This window comes from Brevundimonas faecalis (assembly GCF_040549405.1).
Lineage (GTDB): Bacteria > Pseudomonadota > Alphaproteobacteria > Caulobacterales > Caulobacteraceae > Brevundimonas > Brevundimonas faecalis.
The window spans coordinates 1039304-1063467 of the sequence record NZ_JBEPTF010000001.1 but is presented as its reverse complement, the minus strand read 5'-3'; the positions used below and the strand labels follow the sequence as shown (position 1 = coordinate 1063467).

General features: G+C 67.6%; 24 protein-coding genes. 12 read left to right on the top strand and 12 right to left on the bottom strand.

The features are described from left to right. Positions 1-106: 106 nt before the first annotated feature. Positions 107-457 carry a hypothetical protein gene (locus ABIE19_RS05210; RefSeq protein WP_354088063.1) on the bottom strand — a complete coding sequence of 117 codons (351 nt, stop codon included), beginning with the start codon at positions 455-457 and terminating at the stop codon, positions 107-109. A 164-nt stretch (positions 458-621) separates the two neighbouring features. Between ABIE19_RS05210 and ABIE19_RS05205 the strand changes: the two genes are divergently transcribed. The 5 genes from ABIE19_RS05205 (at position 622) to ABIE19_RS05190 (ending at position 4029) form a co-directional block, all read left to right on the top strand. Next, the gene (locus ABIE19_RS05205) at positions 622-1011 is read left to right on the top strand and encodes a DUF805 domain-containing protein (RefSeq protein WP_354088062.1); all 390 of its coding nucleotides are present in this window, start codon (positions 622-624) and stop codon (positions 1009-1011) included. 522 nt (positions 1012-1533) lie between these two features. After that, a complete protein-coding gene (locus ABIE19_RS05200) occupies positions 1534-2025 on the top strand; it encodes a GNAT family N-acetyltransferase (RefSeq protein WP_354088061.1) in 492 nt (163 codons plus the stop codon). Positions 2026-2183: 158 nt separating this feature from the next. Next, positions 2184-2633 carry a PraA/PraB family alkane oxidation protein activator gene (locus ABIE19_RS17510; RefSeq protein ID WP_494337638.1) on the top strand — a complete coding sequence of 150 codons (450 nt, stop codon included), beginning with the start codon at positions 2184-2186 and terminating at the stop codon, positions 2631-2633. 214 nt (positions 2634-2847) lie between these two features. Beyond that, the gene (locus ABIE19_RS05195) at positions 2848-3318 is read left to right on the top strand and encodes a GNAT family N-acetyltransferase (RefSeq protein ID WP_354088060.1); all 471 of its coding nucleotides are present in this window, start codon (positions 2848-2850) and stop codon (positions 3316-3318) included. 84 nt (positions 3319-3402) lie between these two features. Then, on the top strand, positions 3403-4029 hold the full coding sequence (locus tag ABIE19_RS05190; protein WP_354088058.1) for a TetR/AcrR family transcriptional regulator: 627 nt from the start codon (positions 3403-3405) through the stop codon (positions 4027-4029). Between the two features lie 46 nt (positions 4030-4075). Here ABIE19_RS05190 and feoB read toward each other — a convergent pair whose 3' ends face one another. Next, positions 4076-5974, bottom strand: a complete 1899-nt coding sequence (gene feoB, locus ABIE19_RS05185) for a ferrous iron transporter B (protein WP_354088057.1) — start codon at positions 5972-5974, stop codon at positions 4076-4078. Continuing rightward, positions 5974-6246, bottom strand: coding sequence for a FeoA family protein (locus ABIE19_RS05180; protein ID WP_354088056.1), 273 nt, complete (start codon positions 6244-6246; stop codon positions 5974-5976). The genes feoB and ABIE19_RS05180 overlap by 1 nt, the downstream gene beginning before the upstream one ends. 150 nt (positions 6247-6396) lie before the next feature. On the opposite strand from ABIE19_RS05180, the gene ABIE19_RS05175 reads away from it, so the two are divergent. Further along, on the top strand, positions 6397-6894 hold the full coding sequence (locus ABIE19_RS05175; protein WP_354088055.1) for a c-type cytochrome: 498 nt from the start codon (positions 6397-6399) through the stop codon (positions 6892-6894). Between the two features lie 21 nt (positions 6895-6915). On the opposite strand, the gene ABIE19_RS05170 is transcribed toward ABIE19_RS05175, so the two are convergent. The 4 genes from ABIE19_RS05170 to ABIE19_RS05155 form a co-directional block, all read right to left on the bottom strand. After that, positions 6916-10152 (bottom strand): efflux RND transporter permease subunit, encoded by a 3237-nt coding sequence (locus tag ABIE19_RS05170; protein WP_354088587.1) that lies wholly within the window; start codon positions 10150-10152, stop codon positions 6916-6918. A 2-nt stretch (positions 10153-10154) separates the two neighbouring features. After that, positions 10155-11285, bottom strand: a complete 1131-nt coding sequence (locus tag ABIE19_RS05165) for an efflux RND transporter periplasmic adaptor subunit (RefSeq protein WP_354088054.1) — start codon at positions 11283-11285, stop codon at positions 10155-10157. 110 nt (positions 11286-11395) lie between these two features. Continuing rightward, on the bottom strand, positions 11396-12184 hold the full coding sequence (locus ABIE19_RS05160; protein WP_354088053.1) for a hypothetical protein: 789 nt from the start codon (positions 12182-12184) through the stop codon (positions 11396-11398). 18 nt (positions 12185-12202) lie between these two features. Beyond that, a complete protein-coding gene (locus ABIE19_RS05155) occupies positions 12203-12967 on the bottom strand; it encodes a class II aldolase/adducin family protein (RefSeq protein WP_354088052.1) in 765 nt (254 codons plus the stop codon). A gap of 171 nt (positions 12968-13138) precedes the next feature. Here ABIE19_RS05155 and ABIE19_RS05150 point away from each other — a divergent pair, with 171 nt between their 5' ends. From ABIE19_RS05150 to ABIE19_RS05140, 3 genes are read left to right on the top strand one after another with little or no spacing between them, the layout of a single operon-like run. Next, positions 13139-14269, top strand: coding sequence for a DUF2336 domain-containing protein (locus tag ABIE19_RS05150; RefSeq protein ID WP_354088051.1), 1131 nt, complete (start codon positions 13139-13141; stop codon positions 14267-14269). Positions 14270-14314: 45 nt separating this feature from the next. Then, a complete protein-coding gene (locus tag ABIE19_RS05145) occupies positions 14315-15097 on the top strand; it encodes an NAD kinase (protein ID WP_354088050.1) in 783 nt (260 codons plus the stop codon). Between the two features lie 58 nt (positions 15098-15155). Next, on the top strand, positions 15156-15632 hold the full coding sequence (locus ABIE19_RS05140; RefSeq protein ID WP_354088049.1) for an Hpt domain-containing protein: 477 nt from the start codon (positions 15156-15158) through the stop codon (positions 15630-15632). Positions 15633-15713: 81 nt separating this feature from the next. Here the strand turns inward: ABIE19_RS05140 and spbR are convergent, their stop codons facing one another. Together spbR and ABIE19_RS05130 are read right to left on the bottom strand one after the other, a co-directional pair. After that, positions 15714-16856, bottom strand: a complete 1143-nt coding sequence (gene spbR, locus ABIE19_RS05135; RefSeq protein WP_354088048.1) for a SpbR family protein — start codon at positions 16854-16856, stop codon at positions 15714-15716. Between the two features lie 97 nt (positions 16857-16953). Further along, a complete protein-coding gene (locus tag ABIE19_RS05130) occupies positions 16954-17760 on the bottom strand; it encodes a transglycosylase SLT domain-containing protein (RefSeq protein WP_354088047.1) in 807 nt (268 codons plus the stop codon). Between the two features lie 149 nt (positions 17761-17909). On the opposite strand from ABIE19_RS05130, the gene ABIE19_RS05125 reads away from it, so the two are divergent. Then, entirely contained in the window at positions 17910-18647 is a 738-nt protein-coding gene (locus ABIE19_RS05125) for a TonB family protein (protein WP_354088046.1), read from the top strand. Here the strand turns inward: ABIE19_RS05125 and ABIE19_RS05120 are convergent. Together ABIE19_RS05120 and ABIE19_RS05115 are read right to left on the bottom strand one after the other, a co-directional pair. Further along, entirely contained in the window at positions 18644-19663 is a 1020-nt protein-coding gene (locus ABIE19_RS05120) for an NAD(P)/FAD-dependent oxidoreductase (RefSeq protein WP_354088045.1), read from the bottom strand. The two genes, ABIE19_RS05125 and ABIE19_RS05120, sit on opposite strands and share 4 nt — an antisense overlap. A gap of 48 nt (positions 19664-19711) precedes the next feature. Then, entirely contained in the window at positions 19712-21562 is a 1851-nt protein-coding gene (locus tag ABIE19_RS05115; RefSeq protein WP_354088044.1) for a phosphoenolpyruvate carboxykinase (GTP), read from the bottom strand. A gap of 216 nt (positions 21563-21778) precedes the next feature. Between ABIE19_RS05115 and ABIE19_RS05110 the strand changes: the two genes are divergently transcribed. Continuing rightward, positions 21779-22405: a DUF938 domain-containing protein gene (locus ABIE19_RS05110; protein ID WP_354088043.1), complete on the top strand. Its 627-nt coding sequence runs from the start codon at positions 21779-21781 to the stop codon at positions 22403-22405. A gap of 38 nt (positions 22406-22443) precedes the next feature. Further along, positions 22444-23202: a pseudouridine synthase gene (locus tag ABIE19_RS05105; protein ID WP_354088042.1), complete on the top strand. Its 759-nt coding sequence runs from the start codon at positions 22444-22446 to the stop codon at positions 23200-23202. Positions 23203-23401: 199 nt separating this feature from the next. Here ABIE19_RS05105 and ABIE19_RS05100 read toward each other — a convergent pair whose 3' ends face one another. Then, the gene (locus ABIE19_RS05100) at positions 23402-24160 is read right to left on the bottom strand and encodes an ATP12 family chaperone protein (RefSeq protein WP_354088041.1); all 759 of its coding nucleotides are present in this window, start codon (positions 24158-24160) and stop codon (positions 23402-23404) included. Positions 24161-24164: the final 4 nt, after the last annotated feature.

Below are 24164 nucleotides of genomic sequence, written 5' to 3'. Positions count from 1 at the left end.
GGCCGCGCGCAACTACGATGATGATGCGACAATCGACGACAAGCTAACCTGCGACCAGTTCGAAATCATCTGCAGCTGCGGTCACAAGTCGACGCCTTCCTGGGGTCTATGGCCTCAAGCGATGAAGCTGACGCCGCTGCGCCGTCTCAGGACGCGAATGATCAGAGCGCATCCTGACAACCGCCCGCTGGGGCATGCCATCGTCTGCCAAGGCCATTTTCGACGCGGCGACCAAGCGCGCCGACAAGCTCCGCGCCAAGGGGAAGGAGGTGGATTTCGACCACCTTCTGAAGATGGGGCCTGACGGCGGGACGACGAATGTCTGCAACACCACCTCGAAACTCGCGGCGATTCGAAAGGACGCGGTGTAGTCGGTGAAATCCAGCCTGCCGGTCTGGTCGATGTACGACCGCACGAAATCAGCCGTGCGGATCGCTTCCGCTCCGTTGCAGCTCATGGAGCCTCCATAGAAAACGGCCCACCAGCGGTGCTGGGGGCCTGAAGGGTTGAAGGGCGCAAAGAAAAAGGCCCGCCGAAGCGAGCCATGTTCGAATTCTGTTCAGGGTGACACTGACAAGTGATCCAGGCAGCCTGCCCTCTCAACCTTCACCGTAGGGCGGAATGAGTTTTCTTAACCAGCGCATCAATCGCGCCACATACTGGCTGTTCATCGCCTTAATCATGGCGTTTGCGTTTGTTATAAGCTTTTTCAATGCAGCGGGCGGCGGCACGTGGGTAGTTGTTGCGATGGCCTACATCATGCGCTTGCATGACTTGGGCAGGACTGGAAAATGGGTGCTACTGGTATTCGCTGTCCAGTTTGCAGCCGGGATTGCAGTTATTTTCGCTGACGCGAGCCTACACCAGATCGGGTTCGGCCTAGTGACGCTGGCTTCGCTCGCGTTCACGATTTGGCTGGGAAGTATCAAAGGACAGCCTCACGCTAACCTGTACGGGCAAGCTCCGGGACCAGGCATCCGCATGAAGGCAAACGCCAAGGCACCAGCGTAGGCCGGCACCTGGCTACGGGCGCCTGATAGAGCCGCCTGCCCTGCATGGGCCGCCATCGGAGCAGAACGACCGTCCACGTAGGCGTTGAAGCGATCATCGTTCACGCCGACCTCGACATAGACTCGCTGGGGCTTGGCCACGCTTCCTCCGCCTCCCGGCAAGCTCAGCGCCGGCAGAGACAGGCCCACAAGGCCCCCAGATGAGAAGCCCTCGCTGTTGTGATCTTCATGGTCTTCCTCGCCATGGGTGTGTTCGCAGCGAAGAAGATCACCTAGGATCGATGAGCTCGTGAAAAAGGGCGGCCCGAGAGCCGCCCCACAGTTTCAATGCAGGGTCGCGTCTGCCTGTCGTTTCGGCTTCAATCCGAGGTCTTCAGCTGACAAGCTGGCCACCTCGTTCCACCTATCCGCTGGCGGACGGCCCCGAAGAAGTAGGTTCTCACCCTTGCCTGGAACGAGCTTATTCGCTCGACATCCTTTGCTTAGCTCAGACACTGGGATCGCCGTGGACAATTCAATAAAATTGATCCGCGCGCTGATCTCTGATGCATCCCTATTGGATCAAATCTGGCAGTTCTACGAACTGGAATCTTCTTTTTGGTCAGGAAACGACACTGACGACGCAGGCAGGTTCACATCTCTATCGGGATTTCTCAGCAGATTAGGCCAGCCCGATCCCTTCGACTGGGCCTATATTATTCGCTACGAAGGGAAATTGGCCGGACTTCTGATTGTCGGACATCAGAATTTTGGAGGCCGTTCGATCATGGAGTTCGCAGACCTCTATGTTCTTCCAAAATATCGAGGCAAGGGCGTCGCATCTGAGGCGATCCGCCAGACCATGCTGAGTTCGAACGAGCCATGGCTGGTCTGCGTCTTTCGCGAGGACAGGCAGGCTCTGGCCTTCTGGCGCGCCGCGTTTGAGCGCCTGGCCTTCACATCCGTGCGAGAGGTCCTTCAACCGAAAGACCCCGAGTTGCACGAGTTCATCGTCAATGAAGAGCATTTCACCTGAATTGCGCCGCGCTTGTTTGAAGCGAATACCTCCTCAACTCGGGTGAGAGGATCGAGATTTGGCCCCCACCCCGCCGCCCCGTTGACTCCCGTTATATTTACATAAAAGTTCATTGTGCATCCGCTAGGGATAGCTATGGGGTCGGGAGGCCGGTGGTGATGCGTAACCTAATTGGCGCGAGTCTGATCACAGCGATCACAATGATTAGCACTGGTGTAGAGGCACAGACTTTTACACCTACGGGGCCAACTTCTGGCTCTGGTACAATTACGCAAGGGCCTGGAACCTGCGTGGTAAATGTCTCCGGATTCGTTTCATCAACATCAGTTTCACTTCCATCCGCATCCCTTTCGCCAGGTCATATTATTTGCGGACACGCAATGATAACGACTGGAAGCTGGTCAATTAGTCGAATTTCAGGATCAACGACATCCGTATTCCTGAACATTGGAATCGCCCATCTCATTGCAAACTGCGATGGCACCATTGTCGCCAATTGGGACAACTCGACTGAAACGCTATCCTTCGACAACATGCTGATTGGACCGCCCTATCCTGAATGCATCTTTTCCGGGAGCATTCATTTCCCAGGGTTACAGCTTCTATAGACAGCACGAAGGAAGGCCCGCCCATCGAAGAGCCGGGCCTTCAGATGCCGCCACGTTCACCGCCTAGAGGTTCGCCCGCTGCGGTCGTTCTACTCGCTCGACATCCGCGCCGTCCCCTGGCCAAGAGTGGCCATCGGCCGCAAGGCGCGTTGCGCGCAAGCGTTGCAATATGTCGCCGCCTGCACGGTCGCGGGCGCTTCATCGGCCTGCCGCCATGTCTTCCGAACGTGAAATCACCTTCCGCCGCATCACCTCGGAAAACGTGTCCGAAGTCTGCGAACTCAGCGAGACCCTGTCGCCCGGGCAACGCGGCAAGGTGGCCGACAACGGCGTCTCCATCGCCGAAGGCTTCTGTTCCGAAGCCGCCTGGTTCCGGGCGATCTACCTGGATGAAACCCTGGTCGGCTTCGTCATGGTCAACGACGGCGATGAATGGGACGACGGCATCGAATGCGACGGGCCCTATCTGTGGCGGCTGATGATCGCCGGTCCCCATCAGGGCGCGGGCGTCGGTCGCCGCGTAGTCGAGATGGTGAAGCAGAGACTGCGTCGACGCGGCTACGACGCCCTCTACACCAGCTACGGCCTGGGCGAAGGCAGTCCTGAAGCCTTCTACAAGGCGCTCGGCTTCATTCCGACCGGCGGCTGTTTCGGCGACGAGGTCGAGGTCCGCGTCGCCCTCTAGACCAGCTCTCGGCCAAGCTGCGCTTGTGACCGACAAGGGAAGCGACTAGGCCTTGGCCCTCCCCTTCCCCTCGCCCTTCCGCCGATGTCCGAGACGACCAACAAGCTAGGCCATAAGATCGGCGCGCGCGGGGCGCGGACCCGCCGGGCGATCCTCGACGCCCTGCGCGAACTGCTGAACCAGAGGCATCTGGGCGAGATCCGCGCGGCGGACGTGGCCCAGGCCGCAGGGGTCTCGGCGCCGACCTTCTACACCTATTTCAAGTCCGTCGAAGAGGGCCTGCTGCTCCTGTGCGAAGAGGCCGGCGAAGACTTCCAGCGCCTGGCCCGGCATATCCACGCTGACTGGACCGCCGATCGCGCCTTCGAATCCGTCCGGGCCTATGTGCTGGAAGTCCTGTCCCTGTGGAACGACCACGGCCCGGTGCTGCGGGTCGAGCACATGCTGGCGGACAAGGGCGAGCCCGGCTTCGCCGAGAGCCGGATCAAACGGATGCGACGTCTGCACCTGGCCCTGGAGCGCCGCATCGCCCAGGCCAAGGCGGGCGGCTATCACCCCGAAGGCCTGTCGCCCCGTCTGACTTCCTATGAAACCGCCAACCTGGTCGAGTCGGTCGCCGCCGGCTTCGCCCTGATGCGCCGCGCCGATACGGCCGAAGCCATCATCGACACCACGGCGCACATCGTCGTGAAGCTGACCACAGGGCGGTGAGCCCCGGCCTTTCCTCCCCGCACAGCAGGAAGGAAGCATCTGCCCCCTACCCCGCGCCCAGCGCCACGGCGACGTGGTAGACGATGAAGGCGGCCAGATAGGCCAGGCCGAACAGATAGCCGACCATGATCATGGTCCACTTCATCGACCCCGTCTCGCGCCGCACCACACCCAGCGTCGGCAAGCATTGCGGCGCGAAGACGTACCAGGCCAGAAAGGCCAGGCCGGTGGCCAGCGACCAGTCCGCCGACAGGATCGAGGCCAGGGCGCCGACGTTCTCCTCCGCGCCTGCGACCGAGTAGACAGTGCCCAGGACGGCCACCGCCACCTCGCGCGCCGCCATGCCGGGCACCAGGGCCACCACCATCTGCCAACTGAAGCCGATGGGGGCGAAGACCGGCTCCAGCGCCTTGCCGATCATGCCGGCGAAGGAATAGTCGATGGCCGGTCCCGTCGCCCCTTCCGGCGGATAGGGGAAGGTCGCCAGGGCCCAGACGATGATCATCAGCGGCAGGATGATCTTGCCCGCGCGGCGGATGAAGATCTTGGCCCGCAGCCACAGATTGAACAGGACGCTCTTCACATCCGGCAGCTTGTAGGCCGGCAACTCCATCATGAAGGGCTCGACCGCCCCGCGCCAGAAGACGCGGCGGATCACCAGCGAGACCAGAAGGGCGCTGACAATGCCCGCCGTATAGAGGCCGAACATGACCAGGCCCTGCAGGCTGGCCCAGCCCCAGACCGTCTCGTTCGGAATGAAGGCCGCGATGATCAGGGTGTAGACGGGAATGCGCGCCGAACAGGTCATCAGCGGCGCGATCAGTATGGTGGTCAGACGGTCGCGCTTCGCCTCGATCACCCGCGTCGCCATGATGCCCGGAATGGCGCAGGCGAAACTGGACAACAGAGGGATGAAGGCGCGGCCGTGCAGCCCCGCCCCGCCCATGATCTTGTCCATCAGGAAAGCCGCCCGGGCCATGTAGCCGAAGTCTTCCAGAACGATGATGAACAGGAAGATGATCAGGATCTGAGGCAGGAAGACCAGGACGCTGCCGACCCCGCCGATCAGACCGTCGACGATCAGGCTCTGCACCAGGCCCATGACGCCTGTGTCGGGAAGGACGCCGGCGATCCAGCCGCCGATCATGGCGAAGACCGCCTCGATCCCGTCCATCGCCGGCGTGGCCCAGGTGAAGACAGCCTGGAACATGACGAACAGCACGGCCAGCAGGATGGCCAGGCCGGCGACCGGATGCAGCAGGACGCTGTCGATCCTGCCGGTCAGGGTGTCCGGCCGCTCGGGCGGGCGGACGCAGGCCTTCATGATGCGCTCGGCCTCGCGGTGGGCGGCGCGGATTTCAGCCGCCGACGGCGCGTGCCACTCGCTGCGGGTCTCGCCGACCGCCAGGTCCGCCTGGGCCTGGACGGCCTCGACCAGTTCGCCGATCCCGCGCTTGCGGGTCGCGACCGTGGTGACGACCGGAGCACCGATCTCGGCCGACAGCTTCTCCAGGTCGATGCGCAGGCCCTGCCGTTGGGCGATGTCGTACATGTTGAGGGCCAGGACCATGGGCCGCCCGACCTGCTTCAGCTCCAGCGCCAGCTTCAGGACAAGACGCAGATTGGTGGCGTCGGCCACGCAGACCACCACGTCCGGCGGGGTCTCGCCCGGCAGGGCGCCCAGGACGGCGTCGCGCGTGACTTCCTCGTCCAGGCTGCGCGCCCGCAGGGAATAGGTGCCCGGCAGGTCCAGCACCGACAGGGTGCGACCGTCGGCGGCGTGAACCCGCCCCTCCTTCCGCTCGACCGTGACCCCGGCGTAGTTGGCGACCTTCTGATGGGCGCCGGTCAGGGCGTTGAACAGGGCGGTCTTGCCGCTGTTGGGATTGCCGACCAGAGCAAAACGAGCCACGTCAAGGCGAGCGGGGCGCACGGCCATGTCCATCAGCCGGCCCTCCCGTCCAGTCGAACCGTCAGGCTGGCCGCCTCGTGCCGACGCAGGGCCACGCGCATGTCGTCCACCTTCACCGCGATGGGATCGCGGCCGAACAGACCTTCGTGCAGCAGTTCCACTCGCGCGCCCTCGACGAAGCCCAGCTCCAGCAGGCGGCGCTCCAGCTCGACCTCGTGCTCCATGTGATGGCGGTGGTCGCCGACCTGGGTGATGACGCCGCAGTCGCCGCGTCGGGCCTGGCTCAGTTTGATGGTGTCGGTCATGGCGCTCGTTACGACGGCGCCCGGCGCCGCTCATACTGTTCTTGACAGCGATTATCAGGCGCGAAGACCCTGCGTCCAGTAATGATAACCGTCGATGCTGAGACCAAATGCCCATCGGCGATCCAGGCGGCATGGCCTATGAAGGCCGTCATGCGCAGCCTTCTCGTCCTGACCGCCGCCCTGATCGCTCCCCTGGCCCTCGCCGCCTGCGGAGACGCCTCTACGCCCGCCGCCGACGAAGCGCCCAAGGCCCCGCCGCCTCCGGCCCTGACGGATGCGGAAAAGGCGGCTCTGCTGGCTGCCCTGCCCGCCCCCTATGACGCCGGAGATCTGGAGAATGGGCGGCGCGCCTTCGCCCGCTGCCGGTCATGCCACACCATCACGCCGAACGGACCGCACATGGCCGGCCCCAACCTCTACGGCGTCTTCGGCCGTCAGGCCGGATCGGACCCCAAGTACAGCTATTCCCACGCCGTGCGGAACGCCGGCTTCGCCTGGGACGCCGAGAAGCTGGATCACTGGCTCCAGAATCCCAAGTCCTTCCTGCCGGGCAACAAGATGACCTTCGCCGGCCTGCGCGACGCCACGGACCGCCGCGACGTCATCGCCTTCCTGAAGGTGGAGACGGGCTACAGGGCGGAGCCGTAACCGCCCCGCCCCGCTCCATTCCTACTCCGCCGGGCTCATGTCCGGCGTCTTGCCGTCCGCCATTTCCTGGGCCTCCCACGCCTCGATCCTGCGGGCGGTCCATTCCGGCGACTTGGTGAAGCGCGCCAGCACGCCATAGATCACCGGCACCACGAACAGGGTCAGCATGGTGGCGAACATGGCGCCGGTGAAGATGACCACGCCGATCGTCTGACGGCTGCCCGCCCCCGCGCCCTGCCACAGCACCAGCGGTAGCGCGCCGAAGGCCGTGGCGATGGAGGTCATGATGATCGGCCGCAGACGCAGGCTCGACGACTCGATGATGGCCTCGCGGATCGTTCGACCCTGGTCGCGCAACTGGTTGGCGAACTCGACGATCAGGATGCCGTTCTTCGCGGCGACGCCGATCAGGATGATCAGGCCGATCTGGCTGTAGATGTTCAGGCTGGACCCCGCCATCAGCAGGCCGAACAGGCCGCCCGCGGCCGCCAGGGGCACGGTCAGCATGATGACCGCCGGGGTGATCCAGCTTTCGAACTGGGCCGCCAGCACCAGGAAGACCAGCAGCAGAGCCAGGGCGAAGGCCCAGCCCACGGCGCTGCCCGCCTCCTGCTGATCGCGCGCCGCCCCGCCCCAGCGGATCGTGGCCAGGCCTTGCGGCTGCTTGGCGACCTCGGCGTTCAGGAATGCGACGGCGTCGTCGATGGTGGTGCCCGGGCTCAGGTCGGCCTGAAGCGTGATGGCACGCTGACGGTCCAGACGACGACGATCAGGCGTGTCGCCCGAGGTCTGGGTCGTGACCACGGCCGACAACGGCACCAGTTGACCCGCGCCGGTCGAGACATAGAGCGCCTCCAGGTCGGACACGCCGCGACGGTTGTCGCGGTTCGTCTGCAGGATGACGTCGTATTCCTGACCGCCCTTGATGTAGGTGGTGGCGCGACGCGAGCCGAACATGGTCTCGAGCGCCCGGCCGATCTGTTGCGACGAGACGCCCAGGGCGGCCGCCTTCTGCGGATCGACATCGACCAGCAGGCGCGGCGCGTTCGGCTCATAGTTCAGACGAGGACGCGAGAAGCCCGGATACTCCTGCGCCGCGGCCAGGATGGGCTGCAACCAGTTGTAGATGGGGCCGTATTCGGACCCCGTCACGATCATCTCGACCGAGTTGGAATTGCCGCCGCCGCGCTGGAAGGCGCCGGGGGTCGAGGCGTTGACCTGGGCGTCCGTCTGGCTGCGCAGCTTGCCGTTCAGCTCCTGCGCGATCTCATCGGCCGAGCGATTGCGTTCGGACCAGTCGGCCAGGTTCAGGACCGCGCTGCCCGAGCTGAAGCCCGAACCGCCGAAGCCGGGCGCGGAAATCAGGAAGTTGCTGGCCTCGCCGCTGTCGCGATACTCGGCCAGGATGGGCTCCAGCCCCAACATGATCTTGCGGGTGTAGTCGAAGCCCGCCCCTTCCGGCCCGGCGATCCGCAGGGTTACGCGCCCCCGGTCTTCGTTCGGCACCAGTTCGTTGGGCAGGGTCAGGAAGATGCCCGTCGCCCCCGCCGCCACCAGGACGATCAGGGCGACCACGCCGCCGACGGCGACGCGACGCCCCAACAGGGCGTCCAGCGTGTTGGCGTAGGAGGTCTTCAGCGCGTCCATGGCCCGATCGACCCGGTGCGCCAGCCAGCCGTTGCTCTCGGCCGGCTTCAGGATCTTGGACGCCAGCATGGGCGACAGGCTCAGCGCCAGGAAGGCCGAGAAGGCCACGGCCGCCGCGATGGCCGCCGCCAGTTCGACGAACAGCCGCCCGACGTATCCGGGCAGGAACAGCAGGGGCGCGAACACCGACAGGAGCACCACCGTCGTCGCCACGACGGCGAAGAAGACCTGGCGCGCGCCGCGTTCGGCGGCCACCAGCGGCGGCTCGCCGTGGTCCAGACGGCGCTGGATGTTCTCGACCACCACGATGGCGTCGTCCACCACCAGGCCGATGGCCAGCACCAGGGCCAGCAGCGTCAGCAGGTTCAGCGAAAAGCCGAGCGGCGCCAGGACGATGAAGGTCGCCAGCAGGCAGATGGGCGCCACCACCGAGGGGATGATCGCCGCCCGCAGGCTGCCCAGGAAGATGAAGTTCACCAGGGCCACCAGGGCCATGGAGATGCCGATGGTGATCCAGACCTCGTCGATGGCGTGAGAGGTGAAGACCGAGTTGTCGGATCCGACTTCCAGCGTGGTGCCGGGCGGCAGGGTCGGCTTGATCTGCTCCATCAGGGCGCGCGCCCCTTCGGAAATGGCCAGGTCGTTGGACTGGGCCTGGCGGGTGACGGCCAGGCCGATCTGGTCGATGCCGTTGCCGCGGAACAGGCGGCGGTCCTCCGCCGGCGCCTCCTCGATCCGGGCGATGTCGCCCAGGCGAGTGACATAGGCGGCGTTGCCCAGCAGGGCGCCGGTCACGCCGTTGGTCATGGCGGCGGATGCGGCGCCGAGCGTGCCCGACGACTGGGCGCCGGTCGCGGTCGAGGCCGAACCGCGCGTGCCGATCGGCAGTTGGGCGAAGTCGGCCGGCCGCGCATAGGTACGGGCCACGCGGACGGTGTAGTCCTTCTGCGTCGACTCCAGCGAGCCGGCGGGCAGTTCGACGTTCTGGTTGGTCAGGGCCGTCTCGACGTCGTTGACGGTCAGGCCGCGCGCGGCCATGGCGGCGGCGTCCAGCCAGATGCGCATGGCGTAGCGCTGCTCGCCGTAGATCTGCACCTGGGCCACGCCCGGCACGGTCGCGAAGCGATCCACCAGATAGCGGTCGGCGTAGTCGGTCAGTTCCAGACGGTTCATCGTCGTGGAGCGCAGGAACATGACCATGATCGGCTGGCTGTCGGAATCGGCCTTGGCCACTTCCGGCGGGTCCGCCTGGTCCGGCAGACGGCCCTGAACCCGCGAGACCCGGTCGCGCACATCGTTGGCGGCGTCGTCGATGTTGCGGTCCAGCGAGAACTCGATGTTGACGCTGGATCGGCCGTCGCGGCTGGTCGAGTTGATGCGCTGGACGCCCTGGATGCCGGCGATCTGCTGCTCGATCGGCTCCGTGATCCGGCTCTCGATCACCTCGGCCGAGGCGCCGGAATAGGTGGTGTTGACCGAAACAATGGGCGGATCGACGTCCGGCAGTTCCCGGACAGGCAGGAAGAAGAAGGCCGCCAGGCCGATGACGCACAGGACGATGGCCCCGACCGCCGCGAAGACGGGACGGCGGACCGAAACATCGGACAGCATCATCAGCGCGCCGCCTGAGCCGCGCGCGCGCCGCCCTTCTTGTCGCTGTCGCCGCCGCCCACGGTGACGGGGGCGCCGGGCTGGATGCGGTTCAGGCCGGAAGCGACCACATGGTCGTTGTTGCTCAGGCCCGACAGGATTTCGACGAAGCCGCCTTCGACTGCGCCAGCCTGGACCTCCACCCGCTGGGCGGTCGAACCGTTCTCGCCGCGCGCGATGCGATAGACGAAGGCGCCCTGCCCCTCGTACTGGACGGCGGCCTCGGGCACCGACAGGCTCTGGCGGCGTCCTTGCTGAACGGCGACACGCATCATCATGCCGGGGCGGATGCGATTGCCCGGATTGGCGAACTCGGCGCGGGCGATGACGGCGCGGGTCTGTTCATTGACCCGCGTATCCAGCAGGGCGATCCGACCGTTGAACGTCTCCCCGGCGAATGCGTCGGCCGTGGCGATCAGGGGCGTGCCCACCTGCAGAACGCCCAGATAGCGTTCGGGCAGCGGGAAATCGACGCGAATGGCGCTGGTGTCGTCCAGGGTGGTGATGACCGATCCTGGCGAGATCAGGGTGCCCGGCGTCACCGTCGTCAGGCCCAGGACCCCGGCGAAGGGCGCGCGCAGGACGCGATCCCCGCGACGGGCTTCCGACGCGGCCACGGCGGCGCGGGCGGTCTGAAGGGAAGTCTCGGCCTGCTCCGCCGTGACGCGCGGCGCCACGCCCCGCTCGGCCAGCAGCTTGTAGCGGTCGTACTCGCGCTGGGCCTGGGCCAGTTGGGCCCGCGCCTGGATCAGGTCCGCGTCCTCTTCCCGCGCCTGTAGCTCGACGAGGGGCGCGCCCGCCGCGACCCGCTGGCCGTCGACGAACATGACCCGCGTGATCAGTTCGGTCGTATTGGAGGTGATGTTGACCGAGCGCTTGCTGCGCGCCACGCCCAGTACCCGGATCTGATCGGCGAATTCACGCGGGGCCGCCACCGCCTCGGCCACGGCCTGGCCGCGTCCGCCGCCCGGCCCCCGGCCCGGTCCGCCCTGACCGCCCTTGTCGTCGGCGAAGGCGATCTTCAGCACCGCGGCGACGACCATGAGCCCGACCAGACAGGCCGCTGCGATAATGAAAAAATGGCGCTTGAGCACGCGACGCAATCTCCCCGACTTACAGCGGCCCCGCTTAGCGGGTCACGGGCGATAGGCAAATAAAGTATCTGTAACGCGCCGAACTTTGGTTTCCGTCGCGGAAAATCGCGTCAAAAACGTCGCCAAATTCCGATGACTGGCCCGCCGGCCGCAGGAGTTTCACGTCCCGCCACGGACTGCCGCCAACCGGCCTGAAGGCTCCAGTCGCCGAAGTCGCGCACGACCGAGGTTTCAAGCGAAAGCCAGCGCGCCCCGTCGCCGTCCGTCAGGCCGCCGAAAGCCTGGGTCATGAAGGTCCAATCCTGGTTCATGCGCGTCCCCATGGTCAGATCCAGGCGCACCTCGTCCGGCAGACCCTGACGCCAGCGCCGCGCGACCTGGGCCTCGACGAAGCCTCCCTGGATCAAACCGCCCAAGGCCCTGTCCATCGAACGACCGGCCATGAGGCGAGCCTCCCAGTCGGCGTTCCCGGCGCCCGGCGGGGCGTAGCCGGCGTTGCGCCCCTCGCCGCCGTCGGCATAGCCGCCATAGACGGCCACGACGCTTCTTTCGTCGCGCCAGACCTGCCAGCGCGCCCCGATCTCCACCGGACCTCTTCCCTCGAAATCGACGAAGGAGTCGCGTCCCCTCTGCCACTCGCCCTTGAACTGCAGCGTCAGGCGATCCGTCAGGCCGTATTCGGCGTAGACGGAGGCCGTCTGGTCCCGCCGCTCGACGGACAGATCGACGCGGTCGCCGTTCGGGTCGAACCCCTGATCGGCGCGCATGTCCTCGTATTTGACGATCGCCTGCCCCTGCCCCTTCGGCAGGTTCCAGGCTCCGGCGAAGGCGGGCGCGGCGCCCGCCGTCGTTCCCCCCAGGAAACCCAGTGCGATCAGCAGCCCCCCGACCGCTCTCACATGCCTGCCCCTTTACCTTTAGACGTCGTAGCCGGGCGACTTGCGCGCGAGCTGGCGCAGGGCGCCGGGCCAGGCCAGGGCGGAGACGAAGCCGATGCCTCGGCCCTGCTCCCTGGTCTCGGCCTGGGCCGCATCGGGCGCGATCAGGACATTGTCCCGCCCCGCCGACAGGGCCGCCGTCTGCTGGGCGCAGGCCCGTTCCAGGAAGAAGATCCCGACCCAGGCCTGGGCCGCCGTCTCGCCGACCGCCAGGGTGCCGTGATTGCGCAGCAGCATCAGCGGCTTGTCGCCCAGATCGGCGACCAGGCGCTCGCGCTCGTCGTGGTTCAGGGCCAGGCCTTCATAGCCGTGATAGGCGACCTGATGCTGCAACAGGCAGGCGTTCTGACTGATGGGCAGCAGGCCGTCCCTCTGCGCCGCCACGCCCACCCCGTTCACCGTATGCAGGTGAATGACGAACTTGGCGTCCTCGCGCGCGGCGTGGACGGCCGAATGAATGGTGAAGCCCGCCGGATTGATGAAGTTGGTCGTTTCCTGAACCACATTGCCGTCCAGATCGACCTTCACCAGGGAAGAGGCTGTAATTTCATCGAAATACCAGCCGTAAGGATTGATCAGGAAGTGGTGTTCCGGCCCCGGGACGCGGGCCGAGATATGGGTGAAGATCATGTCGTCCCACCCGTGCAGCGCCACCAGTCGATAGAGGGCGGCCAGCTCGACGCGGGTGTTCCACTCCGCCTCGGACACCCGCGATTTCAGCGACGCAACCGATCCGTCCGCCATCTCCGCCTCCCTTATCATTGTTCTCTTATCGCCGAAGGTCGCCCCGTCGGCGCTTCGCGTCAAGCGGCGGCGAAATGCGGTCGGAAGGTTTCGTTAACCCTGTTTTCACGTCCCACGACCATGATGCCCTGCGCGGCCGAGTCGCCGCCTCCATGATGCGCGGAGCCGCCGGTGCCCACAGTCGTCGCACCAGAACCGATCCCGGAGCAGAACCCCCTGCCCCAGGGGCTGGACCAGCTCCTGAACCTGGCGCGCGCCCGGACGCCCCAGGATCGGGGCCGGCTGATCCTGGGCGTGGCCGACCTCTATCGCACGGCGGCCCAGGCTGTCGGCGGCGCGCCCTCCGCCCTGGCCGACGTCTTCATCGCCCTGACCCGCGACGCCGAGCATGAGATTCGACGCGTCCTGGCCGTACGTCTGTCCGAGGCCGACTGGGCGCCCGCCGACCTCGTGAAGATGCTGGCTGCGGACGAGATCGAGATCGCCCGCCCCGTGATCGCCTCCAGCCCCCTGTTGCAGGATCAGGATTTGCTGCAACTCCTGGCCGACTGCTCGCTGGATCATCAAATCCAGGTGGCGCTGCGTCCCGGCCTGGGCGCCGCCGTCGCCCGCCGCATCGTCGAGCGCCGCGACCCCACGGTGATGACCGCCCTGGCCACGAACCGCAGCGCCCGCATCGCCGACGACGACTTCGCCGCGCTGGTCGAGCACTCCCGACACGCCGCCGCCCTGCGCGCGCCCCTGGCCCGTCACCCGGCCCTGGACGAAGCCCTAGCCCTGCGCCTCTATCACTGGGTCGGCGACGCCCTGCGCCAGGCCATCGGCGAACGCTTCGACATCAATCCTGTACGCCTGACCGAGGCCGCCGTGGCCGCCGCCCGGCAGGTCGCGGGTCTGGATGGAAGCGCCCCCGCCGATCCCGCCGCCGACGAGGCCGACGCCCGCCTGACGGCCAAGCTGCATTCGGCCGGTCAGTTGCGCCCTGCTTACCTGATCCGCGCCCTTCGCGAGGAGAAGCTGGGCGTCTTCATCCACGGCATGGCGACCCTGGGCGGGTTCGACGTGATCCATGTACGCCGCGCCTTGTCGGGCGCCACGGCCCGGCCCCTGTTCCTGGCCTGCCTGGCCGTCGGACTGGATCGCGCGGCCTTCCCGGCGCTTCTGACTGAAATCCGCAAGCTGAACAAAGGCTTCCCTCTCGATCCCGACGGAACGGCCTGGCGTCTGGCCGATCGTTCCGCCGATCAGGCCGCCTATGAGTTCCGCCTGTTGATGATCGACGACGATCAGCCCTCCGTCTGACGCTTCCTGTTTGACACGCGGCCTCTGCTCCGCTTGCCTAGCGTCGTGACCCGCGCCGCCTCCGCCTCCCTTTCCCTGGCCTTCGTCGCCAGCGACCGCCCCGAAGCCGAAGAGGCGCGGGCGCGGCTCAGCGAGCGCTATGGCGCGGTCCCGGTGGCCCAGGCCGACGTGGTCGTGGCCCTGGGCGGCGACGGTTTCATGCTGGAGACCCTGCACAACAACCTGCAGTTGCGAACGCCCGTCTACGGCATGAACCGGGGTTCGGTCGGCTTCCTGATGAACGACTACGAGGAGGACGACCTGCCGCAACGACTGGCCGAGGCGGACCGCACCGTCATCCATCCGCTGCAGATGGACGCCTGGACCGACAGCGGCCAGGTGCACAGCGGCCTGGCCATCAACGAAATCTCCCTGCTGCGCCAGACGCGGCAGAGCGCCAAGCTGCGCATCAGCATCAATGACAAGGTGCGGATGGAGGAACTGACCTGCGACGGCTGCATGGTGGCGACCCCCGCCGGCTCCACGGCCTACAACCTGTCCGCGCATGGCCCCATCATTCCCCTGGACGCGCCCAGCCTGGCCCTGACGCCGATCAGCGCCTTCCGTCCGCGTCGCTGGCGCGGTGCCCTGCTGTCCCACACGGCCAAGGTCCGCTTCGACATCCTGGAGCCGGACAAGCGGCCCGTCAGCGCCACCGCTGACAATTTCGAGGTCCGACGCGTCAGCCGGGTCGACGTGCGCGAACGGCGCGATATCAGCCTGGTCATGCTGTTCGACGCCAACCGCTCCTACGAGGAACGGGTCATGGCCGAACAATTCGCCAGTTGAACGTCACGGGTTTTTAAACCTCGCCCGTCTAGGCTGGGTCGGTATTCAGGAGTCCCCAGTGAGCAATCCTCCTCAAGTGATCCGCCCGCCCAATCCCCTCCGCGCCAAGGTCGGCGGCGGTTTCGGGGGCATCAACGCCGACGCCGTGGCCAAGGCTGAAGAAGCCCTGAAGGCCATGTCCGCCCAGTTCGGCCAGTGGCTTCAGGATGAAATCGTCAAGCTGGACGCCGCCCAGGCGGACATCCGCGCCAAGGGCTACACCCCCGAAACGGCCGAGGCCCTGTATTTTCGCGCGCACGACCTGAAGGGGCTGGGCGCCACCTACCAATACCCGCTGGTGACGCGCATCGCCGGCTCCCTGTGCCGCATCCTCGACGACGCCGACAAGCGGATGAAGGCGCCCCTCTCCCTGATCGACGCCCATGTGGACGCCATCCGCGCCGTGGTCCGCGACCAGATCCAGACCGACGACCATCCCGTCGGCCGCTCCCTGGCCGAGGAACTGGAAGCCCGCGTGACCGAACATCTGGGCTAGAAATCGAACAGGCCGAAAGCGAAAGGGGCGCCCCGCACGGGACGCCCCTTTTTTCATTTCAGCGGATAGCGATGAACCCGATCAGGCGGCGTGGATCGCCGCCTCGCCCTCGTCCTTCGGCGCACGGTCCAGCCGCTCCATCAGGTAGTTCAGGTCCTCGCGCGCCGCATTGGGCCGCTGGCTCAGGAAACGCTCCAGCATGCGCTGGCGGAAGACGTCGCCGCCGACGTCGCCGCCCTCGGCCTGAAGGGCGCGCCAGGTGTCCACCCCGGCGCGGAAGGCCTGGAACAGGCGCGGCGGCAGGCCCGCGCGGTCATAGATGGCCTTCAGCCCCAGAGGGCCGGCGTCATGGACCATCAGCCAGGCGCGATGATGCGGCGTGCCCGCCAACTCGGCCAGGGCGTGCTCGAACAGGGCCATCTGCCCCCGCGCCAGGGCCCGCAGCAGCAGGGAGCCGTTCAGCGCCTTGCGCGCCCGCAGTCCGACGACGAAGGCCGGCAGATCATTGCTGACCCTCGCCTGGTCGATCAGGTCGATCGTCGCCCGCTCGCGCGCGAAATCGGCGAACTGGATGGCGACTTCCGGCGCCAGGGCGTGGCGCGTCACCAAGTGCTCGCGCACCGCGTCGCTGGCCAGGGCCACCAGGCGCTCGGTGATCGAAAGAGGCAGGACCTGACGATAGGCGACGGCGGCCACCACCTCCGCCGACTGGCCGAACCGGTCGACGACCACGCCCAGCGCGGCCTCGGAGATATCGGCGTTGTCGTTGGCCGCCAGGGTGCGGACGGCGGACTCGCAGCCCTCGGCCGCCAGGACGGTCGCCACGTCGCGCGGCACGTTGGGCCGGGCCGCCACGGCGTTCTGGCGCACGGCCGATCCAGCGCGGACGATCTCGATCAGGTCTTCATCGGTGAAGGCCGGCGAACTGGCGATGATCGGCAGGGCCACGCTGTCCGCATCCGCGATCAGGCGACGCGCGATGTCGCGCGGCATCAGGTCCGAGGCCTTCAGCGTCACCGCCAGGGCCCGGCGCACCAACTCCGCCGCGTCGGCGGCCATCAGGGCCAGAATCTTTTGCGCCGCCGCCCGGTCAGCGTCGTCCAGAGGCATGCGGTCGATGCTGCGGCACAGCTTGTGCGCCACGGCCGCGCGCTCGTCCTCGGCGTCGGACTTGATCAGTCGCCTGATGTCGCTTTCCGTCAATCGGGCGCGGTAGGCGGTCATGGAGGGCTCGTGCGGCTAGGCGGGGCGAAGAATCAATCGTCACGCTTAACGTTACACAGTTAACGCCGCGTTAGGAGTGCGGCGAAACCATGTTCATTCACGATGTCGTTTCGGACGGCGGCGCGAAGGCCCCGCCGAAGCCGCCGCCGGACCCCTGCCCGTCCTGGCCGAGCAGCAGGGCCAGCAAACTCTGGTCCTGTTTCAGCCGATCCAGCCGCGCCGCCAGCATCCTGTCCTTCTCGCTCATGTCCGGCGCCGCATTGGCCGTCATGAAGCTTCCCGCACTGGCCGCCGGCGCGCCCTCGCCTGCCGTTCTTTGCAGATTGGCGTGGACCTCGGCCACCGTGGCGTGGCGGCCGTTGCGATAGAAGATGGATCGGTTGGCCGAGGCCGCCTCAGGGAAAAGCGCCGCCGCGCTGGCGCCCGGCCGCGACTGCATGGCCTCCATCAGCTTGGCCGCCCCCGCCGGTCCCAGGAAGTGGGCGGCGTAGAGATCGCCCGCGCCCGGCTCCCGCCCCGTCCGGCCGCGCAGATAGGCGGCGTTGGACGCCGTCAGCTCCGCCGCCATGGTCGAGGCCGCCTGCGGGTCGAACCGCAGGTCCAGCACCACGTTGCGGGCCGAGCCGCGCACGCGCCACCGCCCGTCGTCGCCGCGCTGGATCAGGTCGGCGTACTGGCCATAGCCGTGCTTGGCGCCGTGCTGCTTCACCGTGGCCAGCCAGGTCTGCTCGATGAACTGGAACAGGCCCGAGGCGCTGGACGTCGGCGCCCGCGCCGAAGGGTTCAGCGCGCTCTCGCGGCGCGCCGTCTTCATCAGGAAATCAAAGTCCACGCCCGTGGTGTTGGAGGCGCGCCGGATGGCGGCCTCTACCCCGTTCGACGATGGAATCGCTCCGACGCTCATAAGGTTGACGGTCGCTAACCAAGGTAAACGAAACCCTAACACAGGAGATCGGCGTTAAGAATTCCAAGCGCCACAATAAGGCCGCAAGGCGAGCGCGAACTTCGTTCCGTGGGTGCTGGGGAGGGCCTGCGACAGGAGGCGCGTAAGTCATGATGATGCGTATCGCCGGGGGACACGGCGTCGTCAGTTCCCTAGACTTCAGTCAGCGTAAGAAACCCATGCCGCGCTGGATGTGGGCGGCCATCGGGGTCTCGGCCCTGGTCCATGTCGGCGCCGGGATCTGGCTCTATCAGCAGAAGTTCCAGTTGGCGGATATTCCTGCCCCGCCGGTGGAAAGTCGGCCCACGATCATCGAGCTGATCCCGCGCCCGAAACCCAAGCCGCTTGAGACGCCCAGGGTCCCGCCCGCCGCCACGGCGCCGATTCATCGGCCGACGACGGTCATCCCGTCCGACGTGCCGCCGCTGCTGGCGCCCGAGGCGCCCGTGACCACCACCGACCCGGGCCCGGCGATCAACATCACCGCTCCGGCCGATACGCCGTCGACCGGGACGGCGGTCGCCGCCGATCCTCCGCGGTCCCCGCCGGTGATCACCGATCCCGACTGGGTTCGTCGGCCGACGGCGGAGCAGTTGATGCGCGCCTATCCCTCCGCCGCCGAGTCGCGCGGCGTCAGCGGCGTCGCCAACATCAGTTGCCTGGTCAAGGTGGACGGCGGCCTGACCAGCTGCTCGGTCGTTTCCGAGACGCCGGGCAATCAAGGCTTCGGCCGGGCGGCCGTCAGTCTCAGCCGCTACTTCCGCATGAGCCCCCGCACCGTGGACGGACAGGCCGTCGACGGCGGCCGGGTCTCCATCGCCATTCGCTTCAATCTGCCCGAGGACTAAGAGACTCGCGCGAAGCGACGGGGCGCGAGGGCCGGCTCTTTCGAGGGCCGGCCCTCGATCTCGTCCGCGACCGTCGCCGCGACCAGCGGCCCCAGCAACCAGCCGTTGCGACGCGGCCCCACGGCCAGGTGCAACCCCCGCCCGACCGATCCGGCCATCGGCAGGCCGTCCGGCGTCGTCCCGCGCACGCCCGCGCGCCAGTCTATCCGCAGCGGCCGCGGCGTCTCGCCCAGCACCGCCCAGGCGGCCTCCAGCATCCGCGCGCATCGCTCCGGATCCGGAACCAGGGACCGCTCGCCCGGCTCCATCGTCGCTCCGATGACCGAGCCCGCTCCCATGGGCGCGACATAGGCGCCGGGGCCGCGCAGCACCCGATCCGTCAACCGTTCCTGCACCAGGCCGATCTGCCCCCGGATCGGCGTCACCAGGTCCAGCAGGCGCCCGACCTCCTCCGGCAGGCCGGCCAGGGGCGCGGCCGCCCCCGTCGCCAGCACGACCTGATCCCCACGGACCGGTCCGGCCGTCGTCTCCAGGCGAAGACCGTCTTCCTCGAACCACAGGGCCTCGGCGCGGGCCTCGATCCGGCGGACCCCGCGCGACAGGGCGGCCAGGGCCTGGGTCGGATCGACCTTCCAGTCCTCGTCCGTCGTCACGCGGTTGCGGACGGGATCGAAGTCCCGGCGAAAGCCCAGCGCGGCCAGCCGCGCGGCCATGCCTGCGGCGTCCCCGCCCCGCCATTCGGCCGGATCGCGATCCAGCGCCACGCCCGCCGCCTGCGCGAACGCGGGCCAGAGATCGCGGCCGCGCCGCAGCAGTTCGGCCTGATCCGGCGACAGGGCGTCGACGGCGCTTTCCATGGCCGGGGCGATCATCCCCGCCGCGACGGCCGAGGCGTTCGTCCCGCCCGGATCGACCACGGTCACGCCGTGGCCGCGCCGGGCCAGTTCCGCCGCCGTGCACAGGCCCAGCGCGCCTGCGCCGACCACCAGGATGTCTTGGGAATTGAAAAGGGACACGGACCGTCCTTCGACCGCCCGCGCCCCGATTTCAACCCGGCTTTTGTCCTACTCGGCCGCCAGCTTGGCCGCACGCGCCTCTTCCAGACGCTTGGTCAGGGCCGCGTGCTGGCCCCACAGGGCCTTGGGCAGGCGATCACCGAACTTCTCGTAGAAGGCGGGGATCAGAGCGGCTTCCTCGGTCCAGACCTCGGCGTCGACCTCCAGCAGGGTCTTCAGATCGGCGTCCGACAGCGTCAGGCCCGACAGGTCCAGAGCGGCCTTGGACGGCACGCGGCCGACCGGGGTGTCCACGGCCTCGACCTTGTCGTCCAGGCGCTCGACGATCCACTTCAGGACGCGGGCGTTGTCGCCGAAGCCCGGCCAGACGAACTTGCCGTCTTCGCCCTTGCGGAACCAGTTGACGAAGAAGAGACGCGGCAGCTTCGACGCCTCGGCCTTCTCGCCCATCTTCAGCCAGTGACCGAAATAGTCGCCCATGTTGTAGCCGCAGAAGGGCAGCATGGCGAAGGGGTCGCGGCGCAGCTCGCCGACCTTGTTCTCCGCGGCGGCGGTGCCTTCCGAGGCCACGGTCGAGCCCATGAAGACGCCGTGCTCCCAGTCGAAGGCTTCCGTCACCAGCGGCACGGCCGAGGCGCGGCGGCCGCCGAACAGGATGGCGTCGATCGGCACGCCCTTGGGGTCTTCCCACTCGGGCGCGATGGACGGGCACTGACCGGCGTGAACGGCGAAGCGGGCGTTCGGGTGGGCGGCGGGCTCGCCAGAGGCCGGATCGTGCGGCTGACCCTTCCAGTTGGTCAGACCTTCCGGCGCCTCCTTCGTCAGGCCTTCCCACCAGACGTCGCCGTCTGCGGTCAGGGCGACGTTGGTGAAGACGGTGTTCGTCGCCAGGGTCTCGAGCGCGTTCTTGTTGGTGTTGCGGCTGGTGCCCGGCGCCACGCCGAAGAAGCCCGCTTCCGGGTTCACGGCGTACAGGCGACCGTCGTCGCCGAAGCGCATCCAGGCGATGTCGTCGCCGACCGTCTCGGCCTTCCAGCCGTCCAGCGCCGGTTGCAGCATGGCCAGGTTGGTCTTGCCGCAAGCCGAGGGGAAGGCGGCGGCCACATACTTGGACACGCCCTCGGGGCTGGTCAGCTTGAGGATCAGCATGTGCTCGGCCAGCCAGCCCTCGTCGCGGGCCATGATCGAGGCGATGCGCAGGGCGTAGCACTTCTTGCCCAGCAGGGCGTTGCCGCCGTAGCCCGAGCCGTAGGACCAGATTTCGCGCGTTTCGGGGAAGTGGACGATCCACTTGTCGTCGTTGCAGGGCCACGGCACATCGGCCTGACCTTCGGCCAGCGGCGCGCCCAGGGTGTGCACGGCCGGAACGAAGACGCCGTCGGCGCCCAGCATGTCCAGCGCGCCCTTGCCCATGCGGGTCATGACGCCCATCGACACGGCGACATAGCCGCTGTCGGTGATCTCGACGCCCAGAGCGGAGATCCTGGAGCCCAGCGGACCCATGCAGAACGGGACGACATACATCGTCCGGCCCTTCATGCAGCCGTCGAACAGGCCGTCCAGGCGGTCGCGCATCTCGACCGGGTCGGACCAGTTGTTGGTCGGGCCGGCGTCGGCTTCGTCTTCCGAGCAGATGAAGGTGCGGCTCTCGACGCGGGCCACGTCCTTGGGATCAGAGGCGGCGTAGTAGCAGCCGGGGCGCTTGACCTGATCCAGCTCCTTCAGCGTGCCCTTGGCGATCAGGTCGGCGATGATGGCCGACTTCTCGGCTTCGGAACCGTCGCACCAGTGGACGCGATCCGGCTTGGTCAGGGCGGCGATCTGTTCGACCCAGGCGATCAGGCCCTGGTGGTCGGTCGGCGCCGGACGTAGTCCGGGAATCGATACGTCTGCAGTCACTACTCTTGGTCTCCTGAAACCGGATCGTCCGCCGATCTGCCGCCGTCGTGACGAGTCGGGCGGCGTTCACGCCCTGTTACAGGCGCAATGCCCCGGAGACGACGCTAGGTCAACCATTGCTTAAATTCACTTCTGCCTGAATAAATTTGGTGCGGCGCAATAGATAATGCGGTCGCCGTCCTCGTCTCCAGGCGGTATCGGAAAGGCGTGAAGACGATGGACGCTCAAGCTGAACGCCCTTCCGGGGCCCTGGTCTCGCCTGCGGCCGCCCGCAATGTCGAGCCCATCCTGACGCGACTGCGGGCCCATCTGCCGCGCACGGGCCGCGTGCTTGAAATCGCCGCCGGATCGGGCCAGCACGCGGTCGCCTTCTCCACCGCCCTGCCCGGCCTGGAATGGACGCCCAGCGACCCCAGCCCCGAAGCCCGCGCCAGCATCGCCGCCTGGGCCGCCGAGGCCGGCCCGACCAATCTGCGGCCGCCGCTGGCCCTGGATTGCCTGGATCAGGGCTCCTGGCCGACGCAGGACTTCGACGCCCTGGTCTGCATCAACATGATCCACATCAGCCCCTGGACCGCGACCGAGGGACTGATGGGCCTGGCCGAACGCGTCCTGCCCGCCCCCGGCGGCCTGCTCTATCTCTATGGTCCCTATCGCGAAGCAGATCGGCCCCTGGCGCCGTCGAACGCCGCCTTCGACGACAGCCTGAAGGCCCGCGATCCGGCCTGGGGCCTGCGCGACCGTGACGAAGTCGTCGCCCTGGCCCGCGCCCACGGTCTGGCCCTGACGCTGCGGGCCGAAATGCCGGCCCAGAACCTCAGCCTGGTCTTCCGCCGCGTGTGAGGCTTGCCCGCCGCCCGCCCGGCCCTCTACAGAGCCGCATGGCTTTCACCCGCACCTATGACGGCCCCGAGCCGGTCCGCATCAACAAATGGCTGGGCCAGACCGGCGTCTGCTCGCGCCGCGAGGCCGAAGCCTTGATCGCCGCCGGCATGGTCAGCATCGACGGCGAGAGTGTCACAGACGCGGGCCGGAAGATCGAGCCGGGCCAGACCCTGACCCTGAACGACAAGGCCGAGGCCGCCCTGGCCTCCGGCGTCACCATCCTGATCCACAAGCCGCTGGGCTATGTCTCGGGCCAGCCCGAGCCGGACAAGATCCCGGCCGTCCGCCTGCTGACCGAGGCCGCCCGCGTCGGCGAGGGCGCCGTCCCCGACGAGGACGCCTCCCTGCCCCCCATCGGCCGCCTGGACGAGGATTCACGCGGCCTGCTGTTGCTGTCCTCGGACGGCGTGGTGGCCAAGGCCGTGATCGGACCCCAGTCGCACCTGGACAAGGAATACCTGGTCCGCGTCGCCGGCGACGTGACCGAGAAGAAGCTGGCCCTGCTGCGCCGCGGCCTGATGCTGGACGGACGGGTGCTGAAATACGCCAAGGTCTCGCGCATGGAGCAGAACCGTCTGCGCTTCATCCTGACCGAAGGCCGCAACCGCCAGATCCGCCGCATGTGCGAAATGGTCGACCTGGAGGTCACGGACCTGCTGCGCATCCGCGTCGGCCCCATCCGCCTGGACAACCTGCCCGAAGGCAGATGGCGCATGATCACGGCCGAAGAGCGAGAAGCCCTGATCAAGGGGTAAGGCCAGCGCCCAAACTCCTCCCCCGCCTGCGGGGGAGGGGGACCGCGAAGCGGTGGAGGGGGCGACCACATCCGCCACGCCAGCCAGCTTCCACCGACCTCCTGCTCCAACCCGGACACCGCAGGTCCGCCCCTTCGCCCCCTCCACCACGCTGCGCGCGGCCCCCCTCCCCCGCTCCGCAGGGGAGGAGCGAGTTTCTCTAAAGCGCCTCGAACCAGAGTTGCAGCAAGGCCGCCTCGGCGCGGTGGGCCGCAACGCGGGCGGCGGCTTCCTCGTCCACGCCCCAGCGTTCCTCGGTGAAGGCCTCGTCGAGGCGCGACAGGTCCAGGGCCGCCTCGCCGCCCAGGGCGCCGCGCTGCACCGCCAGACCCAGCACCGCCGACCCGAACAGGGGCACGGCCGTGGCCAAGCCGGTCAGGCTGAAATCGTCCAGCTCCAACGCCAGGGCCTTCACCCGCTCCAGGGCCTCGGCCGACTGCGGCCGATGCACGATCCCCTCGGCCGTGTGCAGGGCCACGCCCAGCTCCCTGGCCGCCCAGTCCCGCCACGGTCCCCACTCGGCCTGCTGGCGCGCGACCAGCGAGGCCGGGGTCTCGGCCAGATAGCAGGTGACGTCCGACCCGGCGTAGGCGGCGATCTCGGCCGCCACGGGCTCGCGGGTCTGGCTGACCCGGTCGATGGCGGTCGAGGCCAGGCGCGTGGCCGGCATGGTCCCCAGCGACAGGAACGCCTCCTGTGCCGCCCATTCGTCGGCGACAAGCTGCGCAGCGGCCTCGGTCGGCAGGGTCAGGGTGTTTCCAGCCGGCGTCTTGGGCGCACGGCCGTCCAGGCGCACGGTCCAGCCGCCCTCGTCCTGCGTGACCTCGACCGTCTTCCAGAAGCGCTTGATGCGCTCCTCGGATTCACGAAAGCCCTTGCGGGCGGCGACATTGGGATCAAGCGGAGGGATATGGGACATGGCG